The following is a 6,639-nucleotide window of genomic DNA, read 5'->3' as shown; positions in this document are numbered from 1 at the left end:
TTTATAATAATAAAAGAATACATTCCGCTATAGGTGATTTAACGCCTAATCAAATGGAAAAATACTTAAATCAAAATCGAAGAATGGCAGCTTAAAATTGTCTCCACTTTTTAGTTGCAATTCCAGTTCCTCCTATCCGATTAAAGACATTTACGAACAATCTCAAACGTTTTGTCAATATCCTCGACAGTTACGGTCAGATGAGGTCTGAAACGGACACTTTTCTCACCACAACCTAAGATCAGGAGCTTGTTCTCCAGAGTTTTATTGATGAAAGTATCTCTGTTTTCTACTGTGTCAAAATCAAAAGCACATAAAAGACCTTTACCACGTGGATTTGATAATTGAGGATTTTCTTGAACCAATTTTTCAATATGTTCAAATAAATATTTACCCATCTCTTGTGCCTTAGATACAAGATTTTCTTTTTCGATTACTTCCAAAATCAATTTAAAGCGAACCATGTCCACAAGATTTCCACCAAATGTTGAGTTTATTCGGCTAGATTCTTTAAACACGTTCTTATCCACGCGGTCTATCTTTTCACGATTAGCTAGAATACCACATACTTGAGTTTTCTTACCAAAAGCAATAATATCAGGAATAATGTCGTAATGTTCATAGCACCACATTTTTCCCGTCATTCCAATTCCTGTTTGGACTTCGTCAAGAATTAACAAGATATCATGCTCATCACAAATGCGACGAAGCTCTTGAAAAAACTCTTTTCTGAAATGGTTATCTCCACCTTCCGCTTGTATTGATTCTAAAATCAAACATGCTACATCAGCAGGATTTTTAGCAATTGCTTCTTTGATTTGATTTATTGCTTGCTTTTCCACTTCGATGGTTTCAGCTACACTTTCGTCTGTGAGCGGAAATGTGAGTTTAGGATTTATGATTCTTGGCCAATCGAATTTCGGAAAATACATATATTTACGTGGATCTTTAGTATTGGTCAAAGACAACGTATAACCTGAACGTCCGTGGAAGGCTTGTTTGAAATGGATCACCTGCGAAGCTTCTTGGTCAATGCCTTTACTTAAGTTCAATCTTGTTTTCCAATCGAAGGCAACTTTCAAGGCATTTTCGACAGCCAAGGTACCTCCGTCAATAAAGAAAGCGTAGCTTAATTCTTTTGGAATAGCGACACGTTCGAACGTGCTTAAAAATTCAGCATAGCTGTCTGTATAGATATCCGAAAGGGCTAGTTTATTAATAGCAGCTGCTTCTAGTTGCTTTGAATTTTCTAAAATATAAGGATGATTGTAGCCGATAGGAGAAGAAGCGAACATACTGAACATATCCAAATATTCATTTCCTTCCGTGTCCACCACGTAGGATTTGTAAGACTTGCTCAAATCCATCGTAAATGGTAGTCCATCTGCTAATATATGTTTTCCTAATATTTCATGTGTCTTGCTCATAATTATGGTGTTTATAGTTGGTATTGTATTATAAAACAAATTTAATTCCTTGTGCTAATGGTAAACTTGTGGTATAGTTTATCGTGTTTGTCTGTCTTCGCATGTAGATTTTCCAAGCATCAGAACCAGATTCGCGACCACCTCCTGTTTCTTTTTCACCACCAAATGCACCGCCGATTTCAGCTCCTGATGTTCCAATGTTAACATTGGCAATACCACAATCTGAACCATTTTGGCTTAAGAATAACTCTGACTCTCGTAAGTTCGTGGTCATGATTGCTGAGGAAAGACCTTGTTTAACACTGTTTTGTATTTCAATAGCATTTTGAACTTCGCCAGAATATTTAATAAGGTAAAGAATAGGAGCAAAAGTTTCATCTTGTACAATTGGATAATGATTCTCCACTTCTGCTATAACAGGTGTTACATAACATCCGCTTTCATATCCCTCACCTTCAAGAACTTTACCTTCTACCAGAATATTTCCACCTTGTTCTTTTATCTGATTTAACGCATCTAAGTACATTGCGACAGCATCGGTGTCAATAAGAGGGCCCATATGATTGTTGCTATCTAGAGGGTCTCCAATTTTGATTTGTTTGTAAGCTTCTACAAGGGAAGATTTTACTTTGTCATATACATCCTCATGTACAATTAAACGTCTAGTACTCGTACAACGCTGACCTGCTGTGCCGACAGCGCCGAATACAGCACCAATAATAGTCATCTTCAAATCTGCAGATGGTGTGACAATTATGGCATTATTACCGCCTAGTTCTAATAATGTTTTACCCAATCGATTTGCTACTGTAACAGCGACTTGTTTACCCATTCGAGTCGAACCTGTCGCAGAGACCAATGTAATACGTTCGTCTTCGGCAATCCATTTGCCAACTTCAGCATCTCCTGTTACGACAGATGAAATGCCTTCGGGAAGATTGTTTTCTTTTAGTATCTGAGCCATGATGTTTTGACAAGCAATGGCACAAAGTGGCGTTTTCTCAGATGGCTTCCATACAATGACATTTCCACAAACTAGTGCCAAAGCAGCATTCCATGCCCATACAGCCACAGGAAAGTTAAATGCTGTAATTATTCCGACAATGCCTAGTGGATGATATTGGTCGTACATGCGATGACCTGGACGTTCCGAATGAATAGTATTACCATATAGTTGTCTCGATAATCCTACAGCGAAGTCACAGATGTCAATCATCTCTTGGACTTCTCCCAGACCTTCTTGATAGGATTTGCCCATTTCGTAAGAAACAAGTTTGCCTAATATTTCTTTTTCTTGACGTAATTTATCCCCTAATTGACGGATAATTTCGCCTCTTTTTGGAGCAGGAATATCTCTCCAATATAATTTTGCTTCTTCTGCTTTTTTTATTATTTGTTCATACTCAGCTTTCGTGGTCGATAGCACGCTGCCAATATATTTTCCATTTGTTGGAGAAAATGAATCAAACTGTTTTCCGCTTGCAAACCAATTGCTGCCCGTAGATGATCCTAGGTTTTTCTCTAATACATTTAACGATGATAGTTCTTTTAGGTTCATATTATCCTGTTGTATATTCTTTATTATTGTAAATATACCGAATAATAATCAAATATATTATTGTCAAATGAATAAAATGATTCGAGCTAAAATAAAAGAAAAGCTAATTCAGTTTACTGAATTAGCTTTTGAATAGATGAAAAGTAAATATCTGTTTTATGTTTTCTAGATAAAATACGGTTTCTTCTTCCAAAGCAGATTGCTTTTTTGTATCGTGGTATGCTTTGGTATTATTTTAAAATATTACACTTTATAATACTGTTCCCAACCTTTTCTTGGAGGAGGTCCCATTAGCAAAGCGTTTGCAAATTTATCGTTAGTAATTTCTTTATTTTTGGGATCGAATATTATTTTATTGTTTAATTTTTGTGTTATTACTCCTAAACAGAATACTTGACTTAGTGGGCCAGCGATGGAAAAAGGTGATCGTGTTCTTTCTTCTCCTTTGCAAGCTTTAAGAAAATTAGCAAAATGGTTCGAAGGAGTTTTTTCTACTTCTGGTAATCTATTTTGCATTTCCTTTGCTTTTTCTTCTGGAATAATTTGCAATGTGCTTGCGTGTGATCCACCCTTAAAAATTAGATCCTTACTATATATGATTTTCCCTGGATTTAATTTTACTGGTTCTATTTTTCCTGTACTTGGTGGAGGAATATTTGGATCTAATCCTGATACGCCATAACCTTGTGGAATAGGAGGTAGGTTATCCAGTCCATCATACCAATTTATATCTAACGCAGGCATACTACCACGTTTTGGAAATTGAAACTTAATCGTGGAAGACATAGGAAAAAAGAAAGAATTATGCCCATCTAGGTTGATAGCTTCTACAGTGGTAGGTAATCCTAAATTTAAAAATTCATGTGCAGTATCTAATATATGTGCTCCCCAATCACCCAAAGCGCCCATTCCAAAGTCAAACCAACATCTCCATTGCCCATTTACAAAATCTTTATTGTAATTATGTCCTAAGGTTTGCATTTGCCATATATCCCAATCTAAGGTCGAAGGTATAGGTTCTGCATTTGGAAAATTTTTCATCTGTGTGTCCCAGCTATGCCATCTTCTCGGCATATTCATGTGCGCATCTATACGAGTGACGTTCTTAATAATCCCCGCTTTTTGCCAAGCTTTGAATTGAAAATAATTCGCTTCTGAATGACCTTGATTTCCCATCTGTGTGATTACCTTCGGGTTTTTAGCAGCTTTTTGCATCATTAATTCCACCTCCCAAAAAGTGCGAGCCATAGGCTTTTCTACATAAACATGTTTGCCTTGGTCGATAGCCTGCATAGTCATCGCAAAATGCGCAAAATCAGGTGTTCCTATTGAAACGGCATCAAAATGATTGCCGTATTCGTCAAACATCTTCCTGAAATCTTGAAAGCGTTTAGCGTCTGGAAATAAATTTAGTATTTCTTGTGTATGTTTTGCGCCTAAATCTACGTCACATAAGGCTACGATATTACATAATCCTGTTTTATAGAGATCTTTGATAATTTCAGCACCTCTATTTCCAATACCAATACAAGCAAGATTTACTCTTTCATTAGGTTTGGCTAATACTACATTCGACAAGAGTGAGTTGGATAAGATGAAAGCCCCTCCCGCCATAGTGGTGTTTTTTAAAAAGTGTCTTCGAGAAATTATTTCTTTCATAATACTGGTTTAATTTAGATTTTTAATTTTAATATTTCTGAAGGAAACTTCATCCCCATGATCTTGTATTAGAATATGACCTTCATTAGCCATTCCAAACCCTTCCCAATCTTTATATTTACTTATTCGTACTAAATCCTTAAATTCTTTAGAGCCACGTTCGAACGTCAGCATTTTAAAGCCATTTAGAAAATAAGTGACTTTATTATCTTTGGTTACCACAATTCTTCCTTTATTCCATTGCCCAATGGGTTTGCGTGCTCTAGAATCCCTATTCGATGTTTTTAAATCATACAATGAAGCTAACGTACGATTCCCATCACGGCCCATTTTGGCATCAGGGTGTTTTTCGTCATCTAAGAGTTGATACTCCAGCCCAATTGCCGACCCTGTTGTTTTCTCCTTTAGTGTAACGAAGTATTTTATTCCTGAATTCGCTCCCGGTGTTAGTTTAAAATCAAATGTTAAATCAAAAGCACTGTATTTGTCTATCGTGATAATATCTCCTCCATTTGTAGATTCACCTCCATCTGATTTTAAAACGGTTATAGTACCATCTTTTATTTCCCATCCTTTTGCTGGGAATTGATTTGATTTCACGCTTCTCCATCCTTCAGAATCTTTTCCATTGAATAATAATTTAAAACCAGCTTTCTTTTCGGCTTCACTAATTGAGTTGGAGGTTAGATTTACGATATGAATATCATTTGGAAAATCTTTCCTTTTTAAATTCTTTGTTTGAATTTTGATGTTTTTAAAATATACTTTTTTGCCGTGCAACTCTTCAGGTACACTATGTACTTGCAATCCTATAAAGCCTTTTGAATCGATAGTGTCTATAACATACGCTACAGGAACATCGTTAACCCAAGTTTTTAATTCGTTGCCTACAGATTCAATGCGTACATGATTGAATTGTTCAGCTTTGTAAGCTGTTTTTGCTTGTTCATTTAGATCTAATGGATACAGCCATCCTCTTCTTGCCTCATCATATATACCACCTGTCCATGCTCTTTGTGTAGGATCTATCTCGACTTGACGACCAAATACTCTTCCTAGACCATTATTTGCATTCGGGTCAAGTTGACTTCTAGTCTGTATACCCGAATTTGTAGAATTACCTTCGAGTTTTACTTCCAATTCTAAAATAAAATCGCCATATTCTTTTTCTGTAATTAAAAAGGAATTAGGAGTTTTCTTTGTCATGGTGCCGACAATAGTGCCATTTTCAACCGTATAAGGTGCTTTCCCTCCAACAGCTTTCCATCCTTTTAGTGTTTTTCCATCAAATAGTGGTGTCCACCCATTCTTAGTCGATTGTGCAGAACCTTCCAGTGGAATATTTATTTGTAATAATCCTAATATTAAAATAGCATTAGCAATTAAAGATCTTTTCATTTTATAATCTGGTTTTAAAATTTCCATTAATATAGAATTAATGGAATGTTTATAAAGGGTTGCTAATACAAATATTCGTATTTTATATCTTTTTACAGGTGCAAGTAGTTTAGTTTATTTACGAAAACGATTAAGTCCTGTAGGTTTTATATTGTTAGTTCTTTGATGAAATTTTAAGTATTTGGCAGAGTTCTCTTCTTGTTTTTCAATTTTATTCTCCATTCCCACAACCACTTAGGGTAAAACTCAAAAATAAAAGCTCAGAAAGCTTTGAAGTAAGCTAGAAATTGTTCTATCTTTGCACCACTCCGCAAGGGAGTAGGGGTTAGCAATAACCATGAAATGCGAGGTTAGAGATAGTTTAAACTGAGAAATCGGGAAAAACGAAAAGAAAAAAAAACTTCAAATAAAATTTGCGGTTTAAAATAAAGTTTCTACCTTTGCAGTCCCGTCGGAAACGAAGGGAAAACAAAAAAGATAAGTACAGCAGAAATGCTCGAAATATAAGAAGAAGCGCGATGCGGATTCGATAGAAGTTCTTTAAGAAAATGATCATGTAGCGTAACGAGTAGTTTGAGAAAACGAAAGTTAACAAAT

General features: G+C 35.7%; 4 protein-coding genes. All 4 read right to left on the bottom strand.

Annotated elements, in window-relative coordinates; all coding sequences use genetic code 11:
* Positions 1-140 precede the first annotated feature (140 nt).
* The gene (gene lat, locus GOQ17_RS15875; protein WP_159639022.1) at positions 141-1,427 is read right to left on the bottom strand and encodes an L-lysine 6-transaminase; all 1,287 of its coding nucleotides are present in this window, start codon (positions 1,425-1,427) and stop codon (positions 141-143) included.
* Positions 1,428-1,455: 28 nt separating this feature from the next.
* Positions 1,456-2,985: an L-piperidine-6-carboxylate dehydrogenase gene (gene amaB / locus GOQ17_RS15870; RefSeq protein WP_159639020.1), complete on the bottom strand. Its 1,530-nt coding sequence runs from the start codon at positions 2,983-2,985 to the stop codon at positions 1,456-1,458.
* Between the two features lie 243 nt (positions 2,986-3,228).
* Entirely contained in the window at positions 3,229-4,644 is a 1,416-nt protein-coding gene (locus tag GOQ17_RS15865) for a Gfo/Idh/MocA family oxidoreductase (RefSeq protein ID WP_159639018.1), read from the bottom strand.
* Positions 4,645-4,653: 9 nt separating this feature from the next.
* Positions 4,654-6,042: a 3-keto-disaccharide hydrolase gene (locus GOQ17_RS15860; RefSeq protein WP_159639016.1), complete on the bottom strand. Its 1,389-nt coding sequence runs from the start codon at positions 6,040-6,042 to the stop codon at positions 4,654-4,656.
* Positions 6,043-6,639: the final 597 nt, after the last annotated feature.

Origin of the sequence: Sphingobacterium composti (genome assembly GCF_009829075.1) — a bacterium.
Taxonomy (GTDB): domain Bacteria; phylum Bacteroidota; class Bacteroidia; order Sphingobacteriales; family Sphingobacteriaceae; genus Sphingobacterium; species Sphingobacterium composti.
Note: the sequence above shows the minus strand (reverse complement) of the source record. Positions and strands in the feature narration are given on the sequence as shown.